The sequence below is a fragment of the Vibrio ostreae genome (genome assembly GCF_019226825.1).
GTDB classification, from domain to species: Bacteria; Pseudomonadota; Gammaproteobacteria; order Enterobacterales; family Vibrionaceae; genus Vibrio; species Vibrio ostreae.
In genome coordinates this window covers 834,947-857,625 of sequence record NZ_CP076643.1, presented here as the reverse complement: position 1 = coordinate 857,625, position 22,679 = coordinate 834,947, and the positions used below count along the sequence as shown (strand labels likewise).

At 49.1% G+C, this 22,679-nt stretch carries 24 protein-coding genes; 3 read left to right on the top strand and 21 right to left on the bottom strand.

Annotated features, from left to right (window positions below):
• Positions 1 to 205 precede the first annotated feature (205 nt).
• Entirely contained in the window at positions 206 to 484 is a 279-nt protein-coding gene (rplY, locus tag KNV97_RS10080) for a 50S ribosomal protein L25 (protein ID WP_136484765.1), read from the top strand.
• Between the two features lie 447 nt (positions 485 to 931).
• Entirely contained in the window at positions 932 to 1,894 is a 963-nt protein-coding gene (locus tag KNV97_RS10075) for a transposase (protein ID WP_218563028.1), read from the top strand.
• A 193-nt stretch (positions 1,895 to 2,087) separates the two neighbouring features.
• On the opposite strand, the gene KNV97_RS10070 is transcribed toward KNV97_RS10075, so the two are convergent.
• The 20 genes from KNV97_RS10070 to KNV97_RS09975 form a co-directional block, all read right to left on the bottom strand.
• Positions 2,088 to 2,555, bottom strand: coding sequence for a GNAT family N-acetyltransferase (locus KNV97_RS10070; protein WP_218563027.1), 468 nt, complete (start codon positions 2,553 to 2,555; stop codon positions 2,088 to 2,090).
• Positions 2,556 to 2,840: 285 nt separating this feature from the next.
• Complete coding sequence (locus KNV97_RS10065) at positions 2,841 to 3,341, bottom strand: hypothetical protein (protein ID WP_218563026.1); 501 nt, start codon at positions 3,339 to 3,341, stop codon at positions 2,841 to 2,843.
• Positions 3,342 to 3,491: 150 nt separating this feature from the next.
• On the bottom strand, positions 3,492 to 3,785 hold the full coding sequence (gene mnhG / locus KNV97_RS10060) for a monovalent cation/H(+) antiporter subunit G (protein ID WP_218563025.1): 294 nt from the start codon (positions 3,783 to 3,785) through the stop codon (positions 3,492 to 3,494).
• Positions 3,785 to 4,063 (bottom strand): cation:proton antiporter, encoded by a 279-nt coding sequence (locus KNV97_RS10055; protein ID WP_136484638.1) that lies wholly within the window; start codon positions 4,061 to 4,063, stop codon positions 3,785 to 3,787. The genes mnhG and KNV97_RS10055 overlap by 1 nt, the downstream gene beginning before the upstream one ends.
• Entirely contained in the window at positions 4,056 to 4,532 is a 477-nt protein-coding gene (locus KNV97_RS10050; RefSeq protein ID WP_136484636.1) for a Na+/H+ antiporter subunit E, read from the bottom strand. The genes KNV97_RS10055 and KNV97_RS10050 overlap by 8 nt, the downstream gene beginning before the upstream one ends.
• Positions 4,529 to 6,025: a proton-conducting transporter transmembrane domain-containing protein gene (locus tag KNV97_RS10045; protein WP_218563024.1), complete on the bottom strand. Its 1,497-nt coding sequence runs from the start codon at positions 6,023 to 6,025 to the stop codon at positions 4,529 to 4,531. Before KNV97_RS10045 ends, KNV97_RS10050 begins: the two co-directional genes overlap by 4 nt.
• A complete protein-coding gene (locus KNV97_RS10040) occupies positions 6,022 to 6,375 on the bottom strand; it encodes a Na+/H+ antiporter subunit C (protein WP_218563023.1) in 354 nt (117 codons plus the stop codon). Before KNV97_RS10040 ends, KNV97_RS10045 begins: the two co-directional genes overlap by 4 nt.
• The gene (gene mbhE / locus KNV97_RS10035) at positions 6,375 to 9,041 is read right to left on the bottom strand and encodes a hydrogen gas-evolving membrane-bound hydrogenase subunit E (RefSeq protein ID WP_218563022.1); all 2,667 of its coding nucleotides are present in this window, start codon (positions 9,039 to 9,041) and stop codon (positions 6,375 to 6,377) included. Before mbhE ends, KNV97_RS10040 begins: the two co-directional genes overlap by 1 nt.
• Positions 9,042 to 9,529: 488 nt before the next feature.
• On the bottom strand, positions 9,530 to 10,468 hold the full coding sequence (locus KNV97_RS10030) for a universal stress protein (RefSeq protein WP_218563021.1): 939 nt from the start codon (positions 10,466 to 10,468) through the stop codon (positions 9,530 to 9,532).
• A 357-nt stretch (positions 10,469 to 10,825) separates the two neighbouring features.
• On the bottom strand, positions 10,826 to 11,830 hold the full coding sequence (gene ribB, locus KNV97_RS10025) for a 3,4-dihydroxy-2-butanone-4-phosphate synthase (RefSeq protein WP_218563020.1): 1,005 nt from the start codon (positions 11,828 to 11,830) through the stop codon (positions 10,826 to 10,828).
• A 78-nt stretch (positions 11,831 to 11,908) separates the two neighbouring features.
• Positions 11,909 to 12,670: an SDR family NAD(P)-dependent oxidoreductase gene (locus KNV97_RS10020; protein ID WP_218563019.1), complete on the bottom strand. Its 762-nt coding sequence runs from the start codon at positions 12,668 to 12,670 to the stop codon at positions 11,909 to 11,911.
• Between the two features lie 127 nt (positions 12,671 to 12,797).
• Positions 12,798 to 14,291, bottom strand: coding sequence for an NCS1 family nucleobase:cation symporter-1 (locus tag KNV97_RS10015; RefSeq protein WP_218563018.1), 1,494 nt, complete (start codon positions 14,289 to 14,291; stop codon positions 12,798 to 12,800).
• Between the two features lie 341 nt (positions 14,292 to 14,632).
• Positions 14,633 to 15,190 (bottom strand): flavin reductase, encoded by a 558-nt coding sequence (locus KNV97_RS10010; protein WP_218563017.1) that lies wholly within the window; start codon positions 15,188 to 15,190, stop codon positions 14,633 to 14,635.
• The gene (locus KNV97_RS10005) at positions 15,183 to 15,773 is read right to left on the bottom strand and encodes a malonic semialdehyde reductase (protein ID WP_218563016.1); all 591 of its coding nucleotides are present in this window, start codon (positions 15,771 to 15,773) and stop codon (positions 15,183 to 15,185) included. The genes KNV97_RS10010 and KNV97_RS10005 overlap by 8 nt, the downstream gene beginning before the upstream one ends.
• Before the next feature lie 86 nt (positions 15,774 to 15,859).
• The gene (rutD, locus tag KNV97_RS10000; RefSeq protein ID WP_136484614.1) at positions 15,860 to 16,624 is read right to left on the bottom strand and encodes a pyrimidine utilization protein D; all 765 of its coding nucleotides are present in this window, start codon (positions 16,622 to 16,624) and stop codon (positions 15,860 to 15,862) included.
• 24 nt (positions 16,625 to 16,648) lie between these two features.
• Positions 16,649 to 17,038, bottom strand: a complete 390-nt coding sequence (gene rutC, locus KNV97_RS09995; RefSeq protein WP_136484612.1) for a pyrimidine utilization protein C — start codon at positions 17,036 to 17,038, stop codon at positions 16,649 to 16,651.
• A gap of 11 nt (positions 17,039 to 17,049) precedes the next feature.
• A complete protein-coding gene (gene rutB / locus KNV97_RS09990) occupies positions 17,050 to 17,772 on the bottom strand; it encodes a pyrimidine utilization protein B (protein ID WP_218563015.1) in 723 nt (240 codons plus the stop codon).
• Positions 17,769 to 18,860 carry a pyrimidine utilization protein A gene (rutA, locus tag KNV97_RS09985; RefSeq protein WP_218563014.1) on the bottom strand — a complete coding sequence of 364 codons (1,092 nt, stop codon included), beginning with the start codon at positions 18,858 to 18,860 and terminating at the stop codon, positions 17,769 to 17,771. Before rutA ends, rutB begins: the two co-directional genes overlap by 4 nt.
• Before the next feature lie 408 nt (positions 18,861 to 19,268).
• Positions 19,269 to 19,904, bottom strand: a complete 636-nt coding sequence (rutR, locus tag KNV97_RS09980; RefSeq protein WP_218563013.1) for an HTH-type transcriptional regulator RutR — start codon at positions 19,902 to 19,904, stop codon at positions 19,269 to 19,271.
• Positions 19,905 to 20,065: 161 nt separating this feature from the next.
• Positions 20,066 to 20,503: a MarR family winged helix-turn-helix transcriptional regulator gene (locus KNV97_RS09975; protein ID WP_136484602.1), complete on the bottom strand. Its 438-nt coding sequence runs from the start codon at positions 20,501 to 20,503 to the stop codon at positions 20,066 to 20,068.
• A gap of 68 nt (positions 20,504 to 20,571) precedes the next feature.
• Here KNV97_RS09975 and KNV97_RS09970 point away from each other — a divergent pair, with 68 nt between their 5' ends.
• On the top strand, positions 20,572 to 21,015 hold the full coding sequence (locus tag KNV97_RS09970; RefSeq protein WP_168797005.1) for a DUF2798 domain-containing protein: 444 nt from the start codon (positions 20,572 to 20,574) through the stop codon (positions 21,013 to 21,015).
• Positions 21,016 to 21,313: 298 nt separating this feature from the next.
• On the opposite strand, the gene xylA is transcribed toward KNV97_RS09970, so the two are convergent.
• On the bottom strand, positions 21,314 to 22,633 hold the full coding sequence (xylA, locus tag KNV97_RS09965; protein WP_136484598.1) for a xylose isomerase: 1,320 nt from the start codon (positions 22,631 to 22,633) through the stop codon (positions 21,314 to 21,316).
• Positions 22,634 to 22,679: the final 46 nt, after the last annotated feature.

Here is a 22,679-nt window from a genome sequence, read left to right as displayed (position 1 = left end):
GCTTGCAAAGCCAGCGCAAATCGGGCAAATCAGCATCATACAGCATCGAACCGAAAGAAATTCTATTGCTCACAAGCCGTTTGAATGCTAGTATCCGCGCTCGTTTTGATGCTAACTCTTCGTTGGTTTCAAAACTTTAACACAGCAACAAGGTCGCATTGTTGCTGTAACACTATCTATTTTTACTAATTTGAGAGTAAATACTATGAAATTTGAAGCAGTAGTACGTACTGAGCTAGGTAAAGGTGCGAGCCGCCGCCTACGTCACGCTGGTCAATTCCCTGCTATCGTTTACGGTGGTGAGGCTGCGCCAGTTTCTATCGCTCTGAACCACGATGACGTGATCAACCAGATGGATAAGCCTGAATTCTACGAAACTATCGTTCTAGTAATCGATGGTGCTGAAGTTAAGGTTAAACCACAAGACGTTCAACGTCACGCGTTCAAGCCAAAAGTTGAGCACATGGACTTCATCCGCATCTAATTCCTCACCAGGGAATTAGCCGGATTTAATCCAGCCTTTTGCATAAAGATTATCGGCCTTACCATCCGAAATATCTAAAAATTCGAAACCCCGATGCTACCAACATCGGGGTTTCACCGTTTTTGGGTCCTGAATCAGTCCTCAGTTCATCAAACGAGTATAAAACCAGGACACACACCCAAATCCCTCCAAGCAAATAACAAGGACACTCGCCTCTTCGATAAACATCCCAGCATATGATTAACACACGCACCTACCAAGAACACATCCGAGTCAAGACTGATGTTCAAAGCGGACACACACCTAACGAAAGTCACTGTATCTCATACTCGCACCACCCTGATGGACATTCACTTACTTGACCTCAGTCGCGTCTCTTAACGTCGTTCATGAAAATCATCTCTTGATTGACCATTATCTGATGACGCCCCCTATCGGAAGACTCTTATGACGACCGCACGCAGTCAGCTCATCCGTCCTGATGTTACACCTTATTATCATTGTGTTTCTCGCTGCGTAAGACGTTCTTACTTATGCGGATACGACAAGCTGTCCGGGCAGTCTTACGAACATCGTCGTGACTGGGTAGAACAGCGCATCCTGTCCTTAGCCGCAATCTACTGTGTCCGTATTTGCGCCTATGCCATTATGAGCAACCATTACCATCTGGTTACGTTTATCGATACCGACGCAGCCCAGTCTCTTTCAGAGCTTGAAGTCGTCGAACGGTGGGGCGCAGAACACACCTTACCTGTCATCATACAGAGATACATTTCTCAGCAACTGACCTGCGAAACTGAATGGAACCTCTGCCATCAACTCATAGATACCTGGCGACAACGCCTGTGTTCACTAAGCTGGTTTATGAAAGAACTGAACTACGATATTGCCGTTCAAGCGAATAGAGAAGATGATTGCACAGGGCGATTTTGGGAAGGCAGGTTTAAATCTCAAGCTCTGCTAGATGAAAAAGCGCTGCTCGCAGTAATGGCTTACGTTGATCTTAACCCGATCAGAGCGAATATTGCACCGTCACTGAAACAATCTGATCACACGTCGATTAAATTCAGACTGTCAGAGCTCGAAAAAGGCAATACAACAGCATCGCCTTTATCTGATTTTGTTGGTTACCAACATCAGGATAAGGCGGCAGGTATCCCTTTCCGGCTCAGTGATTACCTGGAACTGCTTGATTGGATCGGGCGTCAGTTAAGACCTGACAAAAAAGGACGACTCGATGCCACTCATCCCTTCATCCTGCAGCAGTTAACCCTGCCCCAGCAGACGTGCCTGAGACTCTGCACCCAGTTAGAAAAGCAGTCTGGGCTATGGATAGGTTCAACCCCTGAGTTACTGCGCGCAAAAGACAAACTCAAGCGTAAACGTATGTGTGGCGTTCATATATCCTGACGATGTCTGAGTCACGACTCTGGATTATTGGTCCGAGCATAGAACGGTTTAACCTGGGCGTTAAACGGTAAAAGTCAGTTGCCGATAGTCGACTGAAATCGTCTGCTCAAATTTATACCTCATACCCGCAAACTCCCTGACCTTTTTAAACCCCATCGTAGATGTAAGCCAGCGCTGGACTCATTTGGCAGCGCTACCACGCCGGTCGTTCCATCAGATAGTTAGTCAGCGTCTGTTCCTGTACAGTCACCTGCTGTGCCTTGACTACCCGAAAGCCCATATGTTCGAAAAAAGGACGGGCAGTAATACTGACATGAGCATGGAGCCGTTTAATACCCCGTTGCTGAGCCTTAATCAGGACATGCTGCATTAAAAATCGTCCGATGCCTTGCCCCTGATGCTGATAATGACAAAAGAAGTGGTCAATTAAACCATCGGGTTGTAAGTCGGCATAACCGACAATTTTGCCATTGAGATGTACAACATAAGGATTTAACAACGTTAGCTGTGTGTCCCACAAAACAGCGTCAAATTCGACCGGAGCCCAGGCACACAATTGCTCCTGAGTGTAATCGCGTTGGTTGATGTGACGAACCGTGCTGATGAAAAGCTCTCGTAAAGTAAGGGCATCATCGGTTTTATAACGACGAATCTTTAACAAAACGTCCTCCGTCAGGCCACTTATTGGGGTGGTTTCGTATCACAGCAGGATATAATTAATCGCGCGTGTCCGATACCAGCTTGGCGAGTAATACCATGCTAAAGCGTGTGTCCCAATAATTCCGTTCTAAAGAGTGTGTCCTCGGAATTCTTACTCGCGTAGACATAAATTTCGACTCGACAATCGCGAGTGTCCTTGATACTCCATCCTCTAGATCCTTCTCCAGAAGGCGTGTGTCCTCGAAGGTCTTTCCTCGGGATTCGGGTAACAGCAAACAACAGCGGTTTATTTAGCCACGCCACACATCTTGGCCAAACGCTGGGTCAGGGCTTCACTACTAGCAAAAAATTCTTCGCCACTAATCAGCTGATCATCAATACTAAGCAGCGTCACTTCATCTTCCCGTAGCGGTAAAGCGGCAGAAGCCGAACCGTCACGATCAAGCCAGACGGGATAGCCGTAATCACGCATTTTAGGCACCGCGATGAATTTTGAAATCAAACCCGGCATCGCGCTGATATCAGCAAGATAAACTAATTTCCCCTGCTCCATACATTGCGTATCGATGGTATTCAGTGCGTTCTGAATCAGGTCTTTACCCGCCATCCCATCGACAAACAACAAGGCTTGCATGTTATTTTGATGAGTGAAAGTGTTCTCATTTTGGTCCTGAAGACCATCCAGATTCACTTTATCACCGATAGCCAGTGGCGGTACTTCAGAGGTAGCACACCCCGTCAACGGCAATGACAGTGTCAGCGCAAGTACAGTTAAAATTCTTTGCATAGTAAACCCGAATAAAAGAATGAATTTAATCCTCTTTTTATCACATAACTTTGCCAGAAACTCCTGCGATGCTCAGGTCAGTTAAGGATTAGCAGGGCAAGTACCGCCATTGACAGATGAAAGGCAAACATGCGAATACCTGAAACCTTTTTAGTCATTGCGCCAGATTTTATAACCGGTTTTTATCATTGCGCGGCCAAGCAGATGAGTTGCAACCGGAGCGGTAAGAACAATAAATAAAATCGTGCCAATAACGCGGGAAATGACCGTAATTTCCGGGATGCTGAACGCTAATGCCAGCAATAAACAACTGACGCCAACCGTACCGGCTTTGGTCGCCGCGTGCATGCGTGTGTAAAGGTCGGGCATTCTCAGCACGCCTAAACTGGCAATCACAATGAATACGGTTCCCAGACACAGCAGAATTCCCGTGATGGCTTCCATTATTCGTTTCCCTTCTGTTTAATGATCAACCGGGCAAACGCGACTGTCCCCAGAAATGCAACCAACCCGAGTGTAATCGCAATATCTAACAAAGCTTGCTGACCACTATCGAGTGTGTAGACCGTCACAAAACCTATGGTGGTAAATGAGATCAGATCAAGCGCAACGACCCGATCTGCCAGCGTCGGTCCCAGAATCAAGCGGATAAACGCAAATAATATGCTAACTAATAACCCGGCGTAGGCGATATTGATACTGAGTACTAACCAGTCAGTCACGAGTCACCTCCAGAATTTTTTTCTCCAGTCCCTGTTTAATGCTTCGTACCACCTGATCTTGTTTGGAAGCAAACATAGCATGCACAATAAGGTATTTCTTGTCCGGTGTAACATCCAGGCTCAGGCTGCCCGGAGTCAGAGAAACCATATTAGCCAGAAGCGTGATCTCCAGGTCAGACTGCACATCCAGTGGGATATAAAGGATATCGGGGTCGCTGAGATGAGTCGGCGTAATCACATCCCAGACAACACGCGCAGACGAGAGAATCACTTCATAGCTGAAATAGAGCAACAGAACGAACACCGCTCTGAAACGTCGAAAATAGCTGCTTTTGAGCCCAAAAGGCCGGCTAAGGCGCAAGATAATGAAACCAATCACAAATCCGGCGATAAAACTCAGGCTGGTGTAGCTGCCGTTAAGCATCATCCAGATCAGGGCTAAAAAAAGATTGAGTAATAAATACGTCATTCCTTCTCTCCCAGCACAGCATGAATATAGCCATCAGGTTGCAACAACTGTCCCGCCGCCTGAAGCGCAAACTGATAAAATGGCTCCGCCACCAGACCAATCAGCACAGTGATTAAAGTTAACAGCACGATTGGTGCACAATACAACCACTGGATTTTCAGCGGTAGCGAGGCCTCTTTCCGGGCCTCGGGAGAAGCCTTCCAGAATGCTTCGCTCCAGATTTTGGTCATTGAGAATATCGTTAACAATCCGACCACCAAAGCGACCGTGGCCAGTGCGTAGTACGTTGTTTCCACACTGGCTTTTATTACCAGAAACTTGCCCCAGAACCCCGACAATGGCGGAAATCCCGCCAGCGAGAACGCAGGTATCAAAAACAGCACCGCCAGCCACGGCATTGCCTTATACACGCCACCTAATTGCGCAAGTTGGTCCGAACCATATCTACGTTCCAGAAAACCGCCGATCAAGAACAGGTTAGCCTTAACGATAATATGATGAACGATATAAAAAATGGCACCGGATAACGCCAGCGGTGTATACAACGCAAGCCCCATGATCATGTAGCCAATCTGACTAATAATATGAAATGACAATATTTTTTTAATACTGAACTGACTGGCTGCACCGAGCACACCGGTTAACATCGTCAATGCGGCAACCCATATCAAGGTTGACTGCCATCCACTGCCGGGCAGCGGAAATACCAGAGTAAAAACCCGCATCAACGCATACACGCCCACTTTGGTCAGTAAAGCCGCAAACAGGGCCACAACGCCACTGGGTAAGGTATGATAGGACGCCGGCAACCAGGCGAAGAGCGGAAAAAGCGCCGACTTAATCGCAAACGCAAATAGAAATAACGCAGCTAATGAGGTCTGTATTTCAACCGACAAACGGCCCACTTTGCCATGTAAGTCTGCCAGATTAAGCGTACCGGTCGCGCCATAGAGCAAACCAATCGCGAGTAAAAACACCAGGGTAGAAACCAGATTGAGGACGACATACTTCACCGCACCGTCAATTTGTTGCTTACGTGCGTTGGTTACCATCAGTGCAAATGAAGCGATGAGCATCACTTCAAACCAAACATAGAGATTAAAGATATCACCGGTCAGAAACGCGCCATACACCCCGGCAAGCAGCACGTGCATCAGCATGTGATAAAGCCCGTATGCTGGTTTATGCGACAAATCTGCCATAGCATAAAACACACTCACCACGCCGATCAGCGCAGTGACCGTCACCATCGCCACACTAAAAAGATCAGCCACAAACACAATACCAAACGGTGCCGGCCACTGACCAAATGCCACCGCCTGTGGCCCCTGTTCAAGCACAGTAACACCCAGTACCCAACTCACGATCAGAGTAAAAATCGAGCTTATCGCACTGACCCATTCCGAGACACGATGAGAATCCCGGACAAAAAACAGCCCGATCGCAGTAAACAAAGCGATCACCACCGGCAGAGTCAGCAGCACAGAGATCATTTGTCGTCCTCCGATGATTGCATGCAATCCGCATCGGCCGAGCCTGCTTCAGAATTGGCACGGTAAAGCAGTATCAAAGTGAATATCAGCAAACCGAAGCCAATCACAATAGCGGTCAGGATCAAGGCCTGCGGTAACGAATTAGCCGCCCCTTCCGGCGGTAATACCTGTTCGGTTTCAATCAGTGCCGGTAAGCCCGGTGTCAGCCGGCCGGCGGTGAAGATCGCCAGATTAATCGCGCTGCTGAGCAGAATCAGCCCGAACAGTAAACGCAGCACATGCCTCTCTAACATCAGATAGATGCCTGCCGAAACAAATACCCCGACGACCATGCTCCAGAGCAGTTCCATTAGTCCAGCTCCTCATTGATGCGCAGCAGCATTCCCATCACGCCGCCGATCACCGCCAGGTAAATACCGATGTCGAACATCAGCGGTGTGCCGATCGTAACTGGTTCTGTCCACCACAAACCGGTTAATAAGGGTAAACCGGCAACATAGCTGAAACTGCCGGCCGTCAGGCTCAACAGCACCCCGAACAGCGCAATCCGAAACGGCGGATAATGCAGTCTGTCGCGCACATAACGCGGTGATTTAGCGAACATCAGCAAAGAGAAACCGATCACCGCGATTAACGCGCCGATAAAACCACCGCCGGGATGATTATGTCCGCGCAGCAATAAGTACAGAGAGAAAACCAGCATCAGCGCCGCAACAATATGAGAGGTCGTCGCAAAAATCAGCGACTGGATACGATTTTGTTTACCGTAGCGTGAAGAAAGTAAACTCACCGCAGCCAGGCCTGACAGGACAACCACCAGCGCTTCACCCAGTGTGTCCAGCGCACGAAAGTCAACCAGGATAACGTTAACGATATTACGCCCGTGCCCGCCCGGCACACTGTTGCGTGCATAGAAGTCGGTCACTGTCAGGTCCAGCGGCTGTTTGGTCACATAGAGCAAAAGCATACAAACGCTAAGCCCTATCGTCACAGCGACGATCGCATGTACAGTCTTACGCAGAGCGGAATGAGCGTGCACCGTTTCCAGACGGGGAATATGGCGCATCAGAAGCGCCATAAATACCACCATCAAGGTTTCAACCAGCAGCAGGGTTTTAGCCACATCCGGCGCACTGTAGAGCATAAACACAAGTGTGGTCATAAAACCTATGCTGCCCAGCGCCGCAATCGCCAACAGGCGTGCACCGGTGGTAATACAAACAAACACCGCCGCCACCATCAGCAGTGCTATCGCAATTTCGTAAAAAACCACCTCAGACAGGGAATCAAAGGGCAGCGTGGTAAACGCCATCGAACTGATGAGCAGCAAGCCGGCCAGTACGCTAAAAAACCGTAATACATAACTGCGCAGCGGTTTGTGCTGCAGGCACTGTGTTTGCCAGCGGGCAATCTGCGTCATAGCCCCAATCAACCCGGAAAAGACCACCTCGGCCTTGATAACTCGCTCCCCTGCACTGCGCCAGCGCGAAAGCAGGCCCGGACATAACACGTACACCGCCACCCCCAGCAAAACCGTGATGACACTCAGCAATAACGCGAAGTTGAACCCTTGCCAAAGTTTGGTTGGTTCAGGCTCAGCTCCGGGCAAGATTGCCGCGACACCGGGCGTAATGACCTGATCATCCAGCCAGTTCAGGCCAAACAGAGGTAAAAGAAGGCTGCCTGACGCTAATAAGGTCGCGGGAAGCCACAAAGCCCACCTTTTTTCGACCGGTTTGATGGTTGACGCCGTCCCGGATTGACGCGAGAAAAACGGCTTGCGTACTAACAAAATAGCCACCGATACCATTAATGCATTGGCCGCTACCAAAGTCGCGGTAACCATAATCCCGATTTCCAGCGAGGCTTTGTACATATACTCTTTACTGACAAATCCCATCATGGGCAGCAGACCGGCCTTCGATAACGCCGCAATCACCAATGCTGTTGTGCTCATGACCAGAACTGAGTTCAAGCCGGACAGGCGCCGTATATCTCTGGTCCCGGTCGCCAGATCAACGTTTCCCACCACCATGAACAGAGCCGCTTTGTACAGAGCGTGCGCCACGATAAAAAGCAGCAATGCGGACACCGATAACTGAGTACCGATGCCAAGTAACAACATCAGTTTACCCAGTGCAACATTAGTGCTGTATGCAAGCATTAACTTGAGATCCGTTTGACGGATAGCGACCAGCGTACACCAGACCGCCGTAATTCCGCCGATGATCACCAGGGTATAAAACCATACCTCGCTGTGGGAATAGATCGGAGAAAAGCGAGCCAGTAAATAGACCCCGGCCTTGACCATAGTCGCCGAATGAAGATAAGCACTGACCGGTGTCGGCGCCGCCATTGCATTGGGCAGCCAAAAATGAAAAGGAAATTGTGCCGATTTAGTCACGGCGCCGAGAAAGATGAGCACCATGGAGGGCAAAAACAGCGCATGGCTGGCTATCACTTCAGTCTGCTGCAATATCACGTCGAGCTCATAACTATTTGCTATGTCACCCAGCATTATGAGCCCGGCCAGCAACGCTAGCCCACCCGCTCCGGTAACCAGTAACGATTGCAGGGCGTTTTGACGTGAAGTCGGGCTCTCATGGTTAAACCCGATCAGCAAATAAGAAGTGAGCGTAGTTAGCTCCCAAAAAACAAACAGGAGTAACAAGTTGTCACTGACCACCAAGCCGAGCATGGCCAGCATAAACAAAGTGAGTTGACAGTGAAATGACAACCGGGCCGGTTTGCCACGCAGATATGCCAGCGCATACACCTGAATCAAAAAACCGATACCGCTGATTAATCCCGCGAAAAGAGCAGATAATCCGTCGAGGCGTACACTCAGGTTGATCCCCATCGACGCCACCCAAGGTACAGACCAGACTGTCCCCTGTGCGTCACTCCCCTGCGCGTCATAGCAGAAAAGCAACGCAACAAAGATAACCAGCGGCAACAACGGAAACAAAAGCCAGGCTATAGGCTGCGAACGAGCATGAAGAGTCAATTCAGGCATTTCAGCTACAATCTGATACAGCGGTGATGATAGCGCGAAGGGGAGCTAAACGGCGTATCACAACGGCCGGATAGCTCGCCCAGGCAGCAATTTTCAATAGCAGATATTTATTCAGAGGTATGGCGCTACACCACCCGGTGTATGTTGATTGCCCGTTTGAGCTATTTGTTGCTGCCGGCAGTATTAAAAGAACGCAGATCACTGTGAACCGACTGACCTCGCGTGCTTTCGTAATCGCCATCCGTGCTGTCAAATGCATCGTAAGTGCAATCACCGATATCATTTCTGGGACAGACGTAGACATTAAGACGTTCTATCATTTCTGTTTTACATCGTGGGCAAAATCGTTGCATATCGAGCTCCCTATTTATTGAACATCAGACCCGTTGTTTAACATCTGACTAGCTATTTAACATCTGACTAGCTATTTGACATTTTTGATGGTCAGCCGTTTAATCTCCTGCTACCAGGCGGCCCAGTCTCTTCGGTCACGACTTGATCGGAGAAACAAACCCTTCCGGCTTGAGGGCGACCAGAGAACAGCGAATAGATTGCAGAATATTCTCCGCGGTGTTGCCAATCACAAATCCGGCAATACCGGTTCTCGCCAGAGTGCCCATCACCAGGACATCCACATCCTCCTGCTGCACGCATTCCGGAATGGCGTCATCGGGATTACCGTGCAGATAATGAGTGACCGTTTCGCCTGCAATACCCGACTCTTCAAGCAATTGCTGTAACGCGCGTTGATGGCTGTTTTTGGCTTTATCAATTTCCTGATTAAGCTCTTGCGGATCGGCATGGATCCAACTGTTATCTTCAAGATAATGCTCGAGATAGTATTCCCAGCATGAAATCAGGTGGAGCCGGCTGTCACAGGAATCAGCAATCGATCGCGCAAGCTCCAGTAAACGTAAAGAGAGCGCATGTTGTGCCTCACCGCTTGGCGTCGGATCAATCGCTACCGCAACTCTTCGTTTGTTTTTGGGCTTATCTGTGGGACGATGCAGCCAAACGGCACACGGGCATTTTCGTAACAAGGTCATATCCAGCGCTTTAAAACCACCGGCCCCGTTGCGCAGCGGCTCCGCTTCTTTGATGATCAAATCGTGGTCGTTCTCAAGGGCTTGTTTAATGATACAGATAGCGGGTTGCTCACTGTGTTTGACCAGGAGCGGAAATGGTGCTTGCTGTTCAGATAGGTCATGTTCTGATCTGAAACGGGCCACCTTTTCCTGCAGCGAATTAGACAAAGAGTGTTCATAACTTTGCTGGTAATGAGCCCACTCTTGCGGGAAAGCCGGACAGGCAATCAGACCAGTGACAGAAACGCCATTGTTCAGAGCGATTCGAATAGCCTGGTCGAGCGCGTCACTATGACCAGGTAACCCTTGGGTGGCATACAGTATGTTCTCAAATCGTTTCATACACACCTCCTTAAGTGGTTAAATTTTAACCACCCGGGAAGTATAATACCTAACCCACAATTGTAACGGCGTATTAATTTACATAGGTCACACGATAGCCAACCTGTTGCTTCTATCCCGCTGGCGGGGCTATTTAGCGACTTAAACCACTGGCTGGATACTTTGACTCCACCGCTTCGCCACTGCCAATCGGGCGCCGCTGCAACTGGTAACCCTTGGCGATAGCAATACATACACAATGACTATCGATCAGAGTGGAAATAATACCGCCATTAACAAAATGCAGCAGGCCGGCGCTGTATTGAGGCGGTATCGCTCCGATAAAAATAACAGGCCATTTTTGTTTGACCTCTTTGATTATGCCGCGTGGCAGCTGCGTGAAATAGCTTGCCAAGCTGGTGCGTTTTGCTGCAGGAAACGCAACACCTGATCGCGGATATCGAACTTAGATAATGATGAAGAACTGCTAATAACCACCATGCCGCCTTGGGAAGATTGGGACATGCGTTGCAGTGATTGCATCACTTCGCCGCCGCAGAATGACAACCAGTCAAGTTCATGCTGTAGGGTATGACTCTCAATCGGTACCTTCTCGAAGACGTCTGTCCTCTTGTCAGAGAACACGTGGCTGCGCGCCTGTCCACTTAACAGCGCATAACAGTCGGAATCATCAGGACAATATTTAAAGCGATACAGATCAAACTGACCAAAAGGTGTATTGAGCGGCAGCTGTTCGGTCAGTTCCAATAACATCTCATGTTCTAACCGGTAGCGAATCAGATCCGCAATGGTGCCGAGTTTGATGTCATGCTGACTGGCAAAACGTTCTAAATCAGCGCGGCGCGCCATCGAGCCATCCGGGTTCATGATTTCAATAATCGCACATGAAGGTGCCAATCCGGCCAAACGGGCCAGATCGCAGCCCGCTTCGGTATGACCGGGGCGATGTAACACACCGCCAGGCTGAGCCACCACCGGGAAAATGTGACCTGGAGAAACAATATCCTGGGGCTGAGCTTTAACGGCGGCCGCCGTGGTAATGGTAGCAGCACGATCAAAAGCAGAAATACCGGTAGTCACACCCTGAGCCGCTTCAATCGAAACCGTGAAGTTAGTGGTAAACTTGTCACCATTCGTTTTGGTCATTAACGGCAGTTCAAGCCGCTCCGCTATCTCTGCCGTAATGGTCTGGCACAATAAACCCCGGGCTTCTTTGACCATAAAATTGACCATCTGAGGGGTTATTTTTTCGGCTGCGACAATCAGATCACCTTCGTTTTCACGCTTTTCATCATCCATCAGGATAACCATCTTACCTGAGCGGATATCGTTAATAATTGCTTCCGTTGTACTAAGCTGCATAATCATTCCCTTGTTACAATCATTGCAAACAGGGACCAGCTTCAGACTCTTCTGACGCCAGACCGTGTTCACGATAAATCAGTTTTCACGATGAATCGCAAATGGAGACCAGGCCTGATCGGTCGGCATCACTTCCATGCGATTAACGTTGATGTGTGGCGGTAAGGTCGCGAGATAGAACATGGTTTCGGCTATGTCCTCTGCTGCCAGCGCCCGGGTGCCTTCATACAACGCATCCGATGCAGCCTGATCGCCCTTGGTACGCACCAGGGTAAACTCAGTTTCCGCAATGCCCGGCGCCAGATCAGTGACACGCACACCCGTGCCCTGCAAATCACAGCGCAGGTTGTAGCTGAACTGTTTCACAAACGCTTTGCTCGCGCCGTAAACATGGCTGCCCGGATACGGCCACTGGCCGGCAATCGAACCGACATTGATGATGGACGCGCCGCTCCCCGTTTCAATCAGTGTCGGCAGCAGAGCGTGCGTCACATTGACCAGACCGGTGATATTGGTGTCAATCATGGTGTGCCAGTCATTGATGTCCACGGTCTGCGACGGCTGCGGCGCCAGAGCCAGGCCGGCATTGTTGACCAGACAAGTGATGTTTTTAAAGGTCTCAGGCAGTGATTGCACCATCTGCACCACTTCTTCGTTGTTTCGTACATCCAGTACCTGATAATGCACCGGAGACCGTTCAGCTAACTCGTCACTCAATGCCTGCAGTCGCTCTTCTCGCCGCCCGGTAATCACGACCGACCATCCTTGTGAGGCAAACTTGCGCGCCGCAGCGCGGCCAAAACCTGATGTTGCGCCGGTAATAAATGCAACTTTCGACATTTCTCATTCCTTCTTTAAAACAGTAACAGTGCTGATTCAGAGTGACATAGCCTCGCGCTGCTTGTCTATGTCACTTCTGGTCATCTTAGTTATATTGGTTATATTGGTTATATTGGCCGTCTTAGGGTCAGGCTTTATTCAAACCCGCTGACATAAACGGTTTAGCCAATGGTGCGGTCAGATACTTGCTGGCAACAAAATAGAGCACAGCACCACTGATGGCCCCGGTAAACCAGCCGTAATCATAGAACCAGGTCATCACATCAAACGAAATCGCCAAGAAGGTACATCCGACCGGGATCAAAAAGGCGATAAAACCAGCCCAGTTGACCGCCGGATAAGCATTCTCCTGATACAGCGCCAGGATATTGAGCTGCTGCTTACGAATCATGAAGTAATCGACAATCATAATTCCGGCAATCGGCCCCAGCAGACTGGAGTAACCCAACAACCAGTTGGAGATAAAAGCTTCTACGCTGACGTCTGACTCAATCCAGCCCATTTTTTTCAGCAGTTCCCAACTCATCAGCACAATCCCCACCGCACCGGTCAGCAGGACACCTTTGGTGTGATTGATGTAGCGCGGGGCAATATTCTGAAAATCATTGGTCGGAGAAACCACATTGGCCGCGGTATTGGTCGACAAGGTTGCGATGATAATCAATACCATTGCGACCGCGACCCAGAACGGACTCTGAATTTGCGCGATCAAGTTGATCGGGTCTGAAATGGTTTCGCCAAACAGCGTCTGCGACGCAGCGGTTAATACCACACCCAACGCCGCGAACAGAAACATGGTCAGTGGCAAGCCAATTACCTGACCGACGATCTGATCTTTCTGTGACTTGGCATAACGGCTGAAATCAGGAATATTGAGCGACAAGGTGGCCCAGAAGCCGACCATAGCGGTTAACCCGGAAAAGAAGTATTTTGCCACGCCATCCTGCGGCGGGCGATTAGCCGGCGTTGACAGTAACTCAGCATAAGAGACCTTATCACTGGCCCAGAACAGCAGTCCAAGCGACACAATCAGCAGCAGCGGTGCCGACAAGGTTTCCAGCCACTTAATGGAATTGGCCCCTTTGAGGACGACTCCGATATTCAGCAGGCAAAATATAAAGAAACCCAATACCTCACCCTGGCTGCCCAGACTCGCCCAGCTGGTTGAAATTTCCGCTAATAAAAGGTGAATCGCCAGCCCGCCAAACATGGTCTGGATACCAAACCAGCCACAGGCAACAAAGCCGCGGATAAGGCACGGCACGTTCGAGCCCACGATCCCGAACGACGAGCGCAGCAGCACTGGAAACGGTAATCCGTACTTAGTCCCGGCAAACGCGTTCAGCGTCAGCGGGATCAACACGATAATATTGGCGATAAAAATGGTCAGCAGCGCTTCTACCACCGACAGACCAAAATAAGCGGTTAGTATCCCGCCCAGCGTATAGGTCGGAACACAAATCGCAATCCCCACCCACAGAGCAGCAATATTCCACTGGCTCCAACTGCGCTCTTTGACCTTAGTTGGAGCTAAATCCTGATTAAAGTTTTTACTGTTTAATAAATCTTCCCCAACTTCTAATTCATAGAAGTCACCCACTTTCTTCATTTGCGTTTGCATAACAATGTCCTCATCCCGTTGAGATTCATTTGCTGTCCTTCGCTTTTACAACGCTGAATTATTCAAACCACTTGGTAGTACAATTATTGCAATCGAATTATCGAATTATCGAATTATCGAATTATCGAATTATCGAATTATCGAATTATCGAATTAACTATCCATAAATAATTAAGCATGACCACTAAAACCGTCAGCACATTATCAAGATGATAATAGGTAAAATCAGTCAAAATTTTGTGTGGTAACAATCAAGCCGTCACTCAAAAAATGGTCCTGCGTGTACGGAATTAAATAAAACGCCTCCAAAGCAAATATCATGATTCAGCCTCCAGCGATTATCAGGTCAACTTGTGATAACGACGATCAAAATACACCAGGTTGGAAATCTGCTGCGCGGCACCAATACCGACAATTTCACAGAAAAACACTTCGTGCGTGCCGACCGTCGAGCGCGACGCTATCTTGCAGTCAAAGGCGGTCGAGCTGGCCGCTAACACCGGAGCGCCGGTGACAAATGACTGCCATGCCACACTGTCGAAACGCTCCTGCTGGCTCAGCTTACCGGCAAATAAGCCGGACACTTGCGCCTGGTCCGCCGCTAACGTATTGACACACAAGGTTTGCGCTTTATCGAATGCGGCAAACACCGATGAAGAACGGTTTAAACACACCAACAGCGTTGGTGGCGTGTCGGTAACACTGGTCACCGCCGTTGCGGTAAACCCGGCTGCCTGCCCGTCAACCATAGTGGTCACTACATTGACCGCAGACCCCAGACTTGCCATGCCATCTTTAAAAGCCTGCACGCCGTTATCTGCCACCTGAGCAAACTCGGTAAAATTCATCTCATGACTAACTGGTTTGCTGGCGACTAAATCCAGACTCATTTCACTCATAACGACATGCCTCCTCGAAAGTTAAACGCGGTAAACGCCCATACAGTTTGCTGCGGTCGCCATAGCCAATGTTGATCATCAGGTTGGTTTTCCATCTGGTGCCGGCAAAAAAGGTATCATCCACCGCCTGCGGGTCGAAGCCTGACAGCGGACCGGTATCCAGCCCCATGGCACGCGCGGCCAGAATCATATATCCCGCCTGCATGGAACTGTTGCGCATTGCGGTTTCCTGAGCCAGCGCCTCACTGGATGTAAACCAGCTTTTCGCGTCGCCGTGCGGAAACAGTGTGGGCAGCGCATCGTAAAACTGGCTGTCATAAGCGACAATCACAGTCACAGGTGCCGATAGGGTTTTGTCCAGATTGCCTTTGGATAAGGTCGGTGCCAAACGGGCTTTCCCTTCTGCTGAGGTGACAAACACAAAACGCGCCGGTGAACAGTTGGCGGATGTCGGCCCCATACAGGTCAGTTGATAAAGCCGCTCAATTTGTTCCTGACTGACGGCTTTATCCAGCCAGCCATTATGAGTACGAGCCTCGGTGAATAACTGCTGCAGTACTGCTTCATCCATGATATGACCCATTTATTGTCTCCTGCGTATAAAATTTTTTGATTAGTGAGTATCTTTGATTCGTAACTATTTTTGGTTAGTCAGTTTTATTAATCAATTTAACTGTAAAAGTGATCGAGTATCTGTCTGAATTCTTCCGGCTCTGTAATATTACAGGCATGCCCGCCATACGGCATAAAATATAAATATGAATCGGGAATAGCCTGATTTAATTGCTCCGAACAAGAATAAGGCACTAATAAATCATCACGACTGGCAATAATACCGGTCGGGCAGCGTATATTGTGCAACTGCCCGGAGAGATCAAATTGCTCAATAGCTGTTATTCGTCTGAGTAAATTAGAAGTATCCGCAAAGGCGGCGGCCATTTTTTGCGCCTCTTCACTCAGTAGTGCAGCATGCTGTTTGATCCATTGCGCCGGGTATAAAAACAGCGGCTGGGCTTTAACAAACATCTCAACTCCGGACTCATGCAATAAACGCTTTCTTATCTCAAAACAGAGCCGGGTATGGTCATCGGTTTTCTCCCAACTGTTGATCAGCAGCAGACTGGCCACTTTGTGCGGGGCATCGAGCGCCAGTTGCAAGCCGATCAAACCGCCCAATGCATGGCCAATAAAATGGACTTGCTGCGTTTTAGTGGTGCTCAGCAACGCATTCACTTCCTGCGCCATATCTGTGACACTGTAACCTTCACCAATTGCACCATCGCTGTTGCCGGTTCCGTACTGGTCGTACACCACCACTCTGAAGCGCGTTGCCAGCTCAGGGATCAGACTGTCCCAGTAGTGGTGTGATCCGCCCAGACCCGATGAGAGCAAAACAGTGTCAGGGTGATTATCGCCATGGATCTCAAAATACATGCTGCCCTACCTCACTCTGTGCGTTTACGCCTGGCCAACATGGGCAATCGAAGCTATCTCGATCAAGGCTTCTTCTTTCACCAGGCCACACTGAATGCAATAACGCGCCGGTTTATCGCCCGGGAAGAAATCCGCGTACACCGCATTAATCATCGCGTAGTCCTTCCAGTCTCGGATCATAATCATGTTGAACGTCACATCAGCCATGGTGCCGCCTGCTTCTTCCACTACGTCTTTAATGGTGTTGAGAACATGACGGGTCTGCGCCGCCGCATCGCCGGGAAACACCACATTGTTGTCGTGGTCAAACGGTAGTGTGCCGGATACATACACCACTCCATCGGCTTGAGTACCCGGGGAATACGGGGCAAGAGGGGTACCGGTTCCTTCAGGGACAACTATTTGTTTAGGCATAATAATCTCCTTTATTTATTTGCCAGAGCCTGGGCGTAATCTTCCAGATTGGAAACCCAGCCAAAAAAAGTACGGATATTGAACAGCGCGGCCTCATGCGCCGCCAGCGGGCCTGCCGGATGGGTCGCATCCGATAAAACCAGGCCGAAATATTCGAGATGAAAGCCGTCGCGCAGGGTCGATTCAACACACACGTTGGTGGCGATACCAGTAAACACTAAGTTACGGATCCCACGTGCGCGCAGCATGGTGTCGAGGTTCGTATTGAAGAAACCGCTGTAACGGGTTTTAGGGATTATCCAGTCTCCTTCTTGCGGAACAATCTCATCCACCAGGGCATAATCCCAGCCACCTTTGGCCAGAAACCGACCGGATAACTCCGGCTTACTGCGCATGGTTTTCAGCGCATTGGATTTATGCCAGTTCGGTGAACCTGCGCCACCCGCCTCGACATAATCGGCATCCCAGCCATTTTGCAGAAACACGATCTGCATGCCTGCCTGACGGGACAACGCAATCGCACGGTTAATGTTTTCAATCACCGGGCCGGTGGCGGAAACATCAAATCCGGCCAGATCGAGATAGCCTTGCTGACTGGCATAGGCGTTTTGCATATCCACCACAATCAGCGCAGTTTCACTCGGTTTAATCGCTAAGGCTTCAGGCTCGGCTTTGACCACCAAGGGAGAATCGGTGTGATTGAGTGTGTAGCCGGAAATCGCGTCATGACTCATGCTGCGTACTCTCCCTGGTAACCAATGTGTTGACGGGTTTTCATCAGCGGCTGAATACGCTCACCGAATGCCGTCACACCGGAGATAAAGTCATCGAATGTCAGCAGCACACCGCCAGTGCCTTCAACTTCGGCCACTTCATCGAGCATCCTGGCCACCTTTTCGTAAGAGCCCACCAGCGTGCCCATATTGATGTTGACCGCTGATGTCGGATCCGACATTTGGCGCACGTTGGTATCCGAGCCCGACGTTTTGTCTTTAGCCGCCTGGTCACCCAGCCATTTGAGCGCTTCGACGTCTTTGCCCTCTTTATAGCTTTCCCATTTCGCCCGGGCCGCTTCATCGCTTTCGTCGGCGATGACCATAAACAGCACAAACGAGCTCACATCACGCTGCGTTTTTTGTGTCGCTTCAAGCAGGCGATCAGCGGCTAGCGCAAAGGCTTTCGGCGTATTCACGCCTTTGCCAAATACGAAGTTGTGATCGGCATATTGGGCCGAAAATGCCATCCCGGCATCACTGGAACCGGCACAGATAATTTTCATCGTATCTTGCGGACGCGGACTCAAACGACAATCTTGCATGGTGAAGTAATCACCTTTCAGATCAGAAACCCCCTCGTCCCACAAATCACGTAATACCTGAGCGTATTCCGACAGATAGTCATAGCGTGACGCGAAAAACTCATCGCCCGGCCACAGCCCCATCTGGGTGTACTCCGGCTTTTGCCAGCCTGTCACCAGGTTAACGCCAAAACGGCCGTTGGAAATGGAATCAATCGTCGATGCCATACGCGCGGTAATGGCAGGTGGCAGGGTTAAAGTTGCTGCGGTGGCGAACAGCTTAATTTTTGAGGTCACTGCCGCCAGACCTGCCATCAGGGTGAAGGATTCCAGGTTGTGTTCCCAGAATTCAGTTTTACCGCCAAAACCGCGCAATTTAATCATGGATAGCGCGAAATCTAATCCGTAATGTTCTGCGCGCAGCACAATCTCTTTGTTTAACTCGAAGGTTGGCATGTATTGCGGGGCATTTTCTGAAATCAGCCAGCCGTTATTGCCAATGGGAATGAATACTCCAATCTGCATATAAACTCCTTTTTTCGACATGCATTTAACGATTCTTCGCATTGATCCTAATCAAACTTTATGCCAAAAGTTAATTTAACTTATATAACAATGAGTTAAATCAAACCATTCACTCTAAAACAGACCACTTGGTCTGTTTTATTGCAATAAAAATGGTGCAATAGCACTAATTGAGTGCGCGTTTTTTGTTCAAAGCGATGCTAAAACGGACAAATAGAGAACAGGTAAGGATGCAGGCAGAAACGAGACAAAGAGGCTGAAGCGGTACAACAAACAGCTATGCAGGAAAGAAAAAGGCGCGTCAGATGACGCGCCAAATCACAATTTAGGATGATTAAGAGATTCAGAATGGATAAAAGTCAGAAAAGACCGCCCAATACCACTCCCTGAATGGTCTGGCAGGTCTCCTCAAAAAAATTCTTTGTTATTAAGATCTTTACCGGTAATCGCTTTCACCTGAACGCTGAAATCAGCGTAGTGCTGGGTCGTAGACCAGATGATAAAGATCAGTTGGGCAGGCTCGATAGGCTTTAGTTTGCCTTGGCTGATCCACTGCTCAATCACTTTCGACTTTTCGCTCATTATCTGTTTAAGCGGACCGGAGAGGTAATTTTTCAGGATCGGCGCGCCCTGGATAATTTCCAGGCAGAACAGACGTGAAGCCTGCGGCTGATCACGCGATAACTCCAGCTTAAGACGAATGTACTTTTCCAGCGCCGCTTTGGGATCATCCGGTTCTTCAAAACTACCAATTGGCGCTAGCCAGTCATTGAGAATATTCTCCAGAATGGTCAGATAAAGTGCCTCTTTACTTTTGAAATAGTAAAACAGGTTGGTTTTGGAGATATCTGCCGCCGTAGCAATTTGCTCCATGGTGGTACCATGAAAACCAAATTTTGAGAATACTGACAATGCGGTTTCAAGAATAAATTGTCTTTTGTCTTCAAATTTTTTACGCCGCCGGGTACCAGGCTCGACATTAGTGCGTGTTTTCTTCAGGCCCTCGACCTTAGCTCCCTTTAACGAAATATTTTCTCTCACCATGAGTACGACTCTAACTGTATGATTGTCGTGAAACTAAGCAGCAAGTTTATCACTTTAAACGCTGTCTGTGGGGGGCAGCCAATTCCAAGCACTGACCATCTGGTTTTTATACTATATTGCACTAGATATCACGAATAAATTCAATCGTTTGTTGAACTCTTCTACCGACTCTGTTGGCATGCCAAATTATCGATCATCCTGACCAACCACTGCTGCATCTGCGCTTGCTGCTCATCATCCAGCCCCTCGGTCATACGTGCCGATACCACGCGGCGCACCTCTTTTATCTGCAGCGCTAACGTCTGGCCAGACTCCGTCAATGAAAGTATCAACTCACGTTTATCGTGCGGATTTTGTTCCCTGTCAACTAACTCCAGCTTGATCAGTTCATTAATCAGTCGGGTTACCTGCGCTTTATCCTTTTTGATCGCCATCGCAACATCATGAGCAGTGCAAGGAAGATGGGTGGCAATATAGTGCAGTGCCAGACTTTGAAAAAACGGTAGCAAAACGCCTTGTCGCTCAAGTTCATGAGTAATGTTTTCACGCATACACTGAGTTAAATAGGCAATGTGGTGTTCTATAGGACTACTATTCATATGGTTGATATTGTCAACTAATGGCTTTAATATGGTTGACTATATCAACTAACCAACACGTCGACCATATGAATCTTAAAAAACTGGCTATTACCTTGCCTGCTCCTGTCTGTATTGTGGCAAGCATCTCTGCTTTCATTACTTACATTAACCACGGCCTGAATGCTGAATTCGCAACCCAATGGCTGAAGTCGTTCTTATTCTCTCTGGTCGTGATCCTGCCGATTGCCGGTCTGCTGATCATGAAACTGGCTCAGTTAGTTGAACGCCGCTTGCCGCATATTCAACCTCTTGGCCGTAAGCTCATTCTGTGTGGTCTGATTGCGCTGAGCCTGGAATCCATTATCAGCCTGATGTCCGTACTTTCAACGTCACAGGCAGAAAGTGCCAGCCAGTTCATTGCTTTCTGGGCGCTGACTCTGCTCAAAGCGCTGCCACTGGGTTACCTGATTGCCATGATCATGGTCTTTATCGTACGCCCGAGAATTCAACGCGCTCTGGCTGCCGCCTGATGGTAAAAACCGTGAACGGTACGAGGTGGGCGCAGTAAGGACACACGCTTGTTCAGAGAGCGCTCACGCACAGGCGATTTGGGTGTGTGTCCTGCCAAGATTTGCGGGCACAAAAAAGTCGGGCTGGGCACAGGTGGCTGAATCTTATTCAGTTCCTGTGACCAGCCCGACCGCTGTCATTTCTGCCCTACCCAACTTTCCGTCCCCTACAGACGAAGTGAAATGACAGCGCTAAACTCAGGGGTCATCCCCCTTTGGGTTTAGTCGAAAATATAGTGGTTAATCGAAAATATAGTGATTAGTCGAAAATATAATGGTTAACCACGTTTTCCAGATACTCTTGTTTACCGGACTCGCGCTGTGGCTGCAGGTCATTATCGACCGCGTATTTCGCCAGAGTTTCCAGATTGTGATCGCCAGACAGAATCGCTTTACCCAGCGGTTCATTCCAGCCAGCGTAACGTTGCGCGATGTTTTTGCCCAGCTTGTCATCTTCCAGCATACGTGCCGCTTTTTTCAGAGCCAGCGCCATGGTATCCATACCACCGATATGACCGTAGAACAGATCTTCAGGGTCGATAGACGGACGGCGCAGACGCGCATCAAAGTTCAGGCCACCGGTAGTAAAACCGCCTGATTTGAGAATTTCGTACATTACCAGAGTATTTTCTTCCACACTGTTCGGGAACTGGTCAGTATCCCAGCCCAGTTGCGGGTCACCGCGGTTAGCATCAACTGAACCGAAGATACCTAGCGATGTTGCGGTGGCGATTTCATGCTGGAAGCTGTGACCTGCCAGCGTCGCGTGGTTGGCTTCGATATTGACCTTCACTTCATTTTCCAGGCCAAACTGTTTCAGGAAGCCATACACGGTTGCCGTATCGTAATCGTACTGGTGTTTGGTCGGCTCCTGCGGTTTAGGCTCAATCAGAATGGTGCCTTTGAAACCAATTTTATGTTTATGCTCAACCACCATTTGCATCAGGCGACCCAGTTGTTCACGTTCCTGACGTAAATCGGTATTAAGCAGGGTTTCGTAACCTTCACGGCCGCCCCACAATACGTAGTTTTCACCGCCCAGACGCTGGGTAGCATTCATCGCGTTAAAGATCTGAGTTGCCGCATAAGCAAATACTTTCGGGTCCGGGTTGGTGCCTGCACCCGCCATATAGCGAGGGTTAGAGAAAGCATTCGCCGTACCCCATAGTAATTTGACGCCACTTTCCTGCTGTTTGGCTTCCAGCTTATCGACCATGCGAGCAAAGTTATTGACATACTCTTTGATGCTGTTGCCTTCCGGCGCCACATCCACATCGTGGAAGCAGTAAAACGGTACGTTAAGTTTTTGGTAGAATTCAAACGCTACGTCGGCTTTCATCATTGCCAGTTCCATCTCACTGCCCGCTTTTTGCCAAGGGCGGTCAAAGGTACCGTTGCCAAATACGTCAGAGCCCGGCCAGACAAAGTTGTGCCAGTAACAAGCGGCAAAACGCAGATGGTCTTTCATCGATTTACCCATCACCATCTGATCAGGATTGTAATGACGGAAAGCCAGCGGGTTATTGGATTCAGGGCCTTCAAACTTGATTGAATCTACATTAGGAAAAAAATCATTCATAATCTTGCTCTCGTTATTTTAGTGAGTATGTCAATCCATTGCATTT

Excerpts from the sequence above, each read along its gene's own strand:
- rplY (WP_136484765.1), top strand. The coding sequence starts at position 206 with ATGAAATTTGAAGCAGTAGTACGTACTGAGCTAGGTAAAGGTGCGAGC.
- KNV97_RS10075 (WP_218563028.1), top strand. The coding sequence starts at position 932 with ATGACGACCGCACGCAGTCAGCTCATCCGTCCTGATGTTACACCTTAT.
- KNV97_RS10065 (WP_218563026.1), bottom strand. The coding sequence starts at position 3,341 with ATGCAAAGAATTTTAACTGTACTTGCGCTGACACTGTCATTGCCGTTG.
- mnhG (WP_218563025.1), bottom strand. The coding sequence starts at position 3,785 with ATGGAAGCCATCACGGGAATTCTGCTGTGTCTGGGAACCGTATTCATT.
- KNV97_RS10050 (WP_136484636.1), bottom strand. The coding sequence starts at position 4,532 with ATGACGTATTTATTACTCAATCTTTTTTTAGCCCTGATCTGGATGATG.
- KNV97_RS10045 (WP_218563024.1), bottom strand. The coding sequence starts at position 6,025 with ATGATCTCTGTGCTGCTGACTCTGCCGGTGGTGATCGCTTTGTTTACT.
- KNV97_RS10040 (WP_218563023.1), bottom strand. The coding sequence starts at position 6,375 with ATGGAACTGCTCTGGAGCATGGTCGTCGGGGTATTTGTTTCGGCAGGC.
- mbhE (WP_218563022.1), bottom strand. The coding sequence starts at position 9,041 with ATGCCTGAATTGACTCTTCATGCTCGTTCGCAGCCTATAGCCTGGCTT.
- KNV97_RS10030 (WP_218563021.1), bottom strand. The coding sequence starts at position 10,468 with ATGAAACGATTTGAGAACATACTGTATGCCACCCAAGGGTTACCTGGT.
- ribB (WP_218563020.1), bottom strand. The coding sequence starts at position 11,830 with ATGCAGCTTAGTACAACGGAAGCAATTATTAACGATATCCGCTCAGGT.
- KNV97_RS10020 (WP_218563019.1), bottom strand. The coding sequence starts at position 12,670 with ATGTCGAAAGTTGCATTTATTACCGGCGCAACATCAGGTTTTGGCCGC.
- KNV97_RS10015 (WP_218563018.1), bottom strand. The coding sequence starts at position 14,291 with ATGCAAACGCAAATGAAGAAAGTGGGTGACTTCTATGAATTAGAAGTT.
- KNV97_RS10010 (WP_218563017.1), bottom strand. The coding sequence starts at position 15,190 with ATGAGTGAAATGAGTCTGGATTTAGTCGCCAGCAAACCAGTTAGTCAT.
- KNV97_RS10005 (WP_218563016.1), bottom strand. The coding sequence starts at position 15,773 with ATGGGTCATATCATGGATGAAGCAGTACTGCAGCAGTTATTCACCGAG.
- rutD (WP_136484614.1), bottom strand. The coding sequence starts at position 16,624 with ATGTATTTTGAGATCCATGGCGATAATCACCCTGACACTGTTTTGCTC.
- rutC (WP_136484612.1), bottom strand. The coding sequence starts at position 17,038 with ATGCCTAAACAAATAGTTGTCCCTGAAGGAACCGGTACCCCTCTTGCC.
- rutB (WP_218563015.1), bottom strand. The coding sequence starts at position 17,772 with ATGAGTCATGACGCGATTTCCGGCTACACACTCAATCACACCGATTCT.
- rutA (WP_218563014.1), bottom strand. The coding sequence starts at position 18,860 with ATGCAGATTGGAGTATTCATTCCCATTGGCAATAACGGCTGGCTGATT.
- rutR (WP_218563013.1), bottom strand. The coding sequence starts at position 19,904 with ATGGTGAGAGAAAATATTTCGTTAAAGGGAGCTAAGGTCGAGGGCCTG.
- KNV97_RS09975 (WP_136484602.1), bottom strand. The coding sequence starts at position 20,503 with ATGAATAGTAGTCCTATAGAACACCACATTGCCTATTTAACTCAGTGT.
- KNV97_RS09970 (WP_168797005.1), top strand. The coding sequence starts at position 20,572 with ATGAATCTTAAAAAACTGGCTATTACCTTGCCTGCTCCTGTCTGTATT.
- xylA (WP_136484598.1), bottom strand. The coding sequence starts at position 22,633 with ATGAATGATTTTTTTCCTAATGTAGATTCAATCAAGTTTGAAGGCCCT.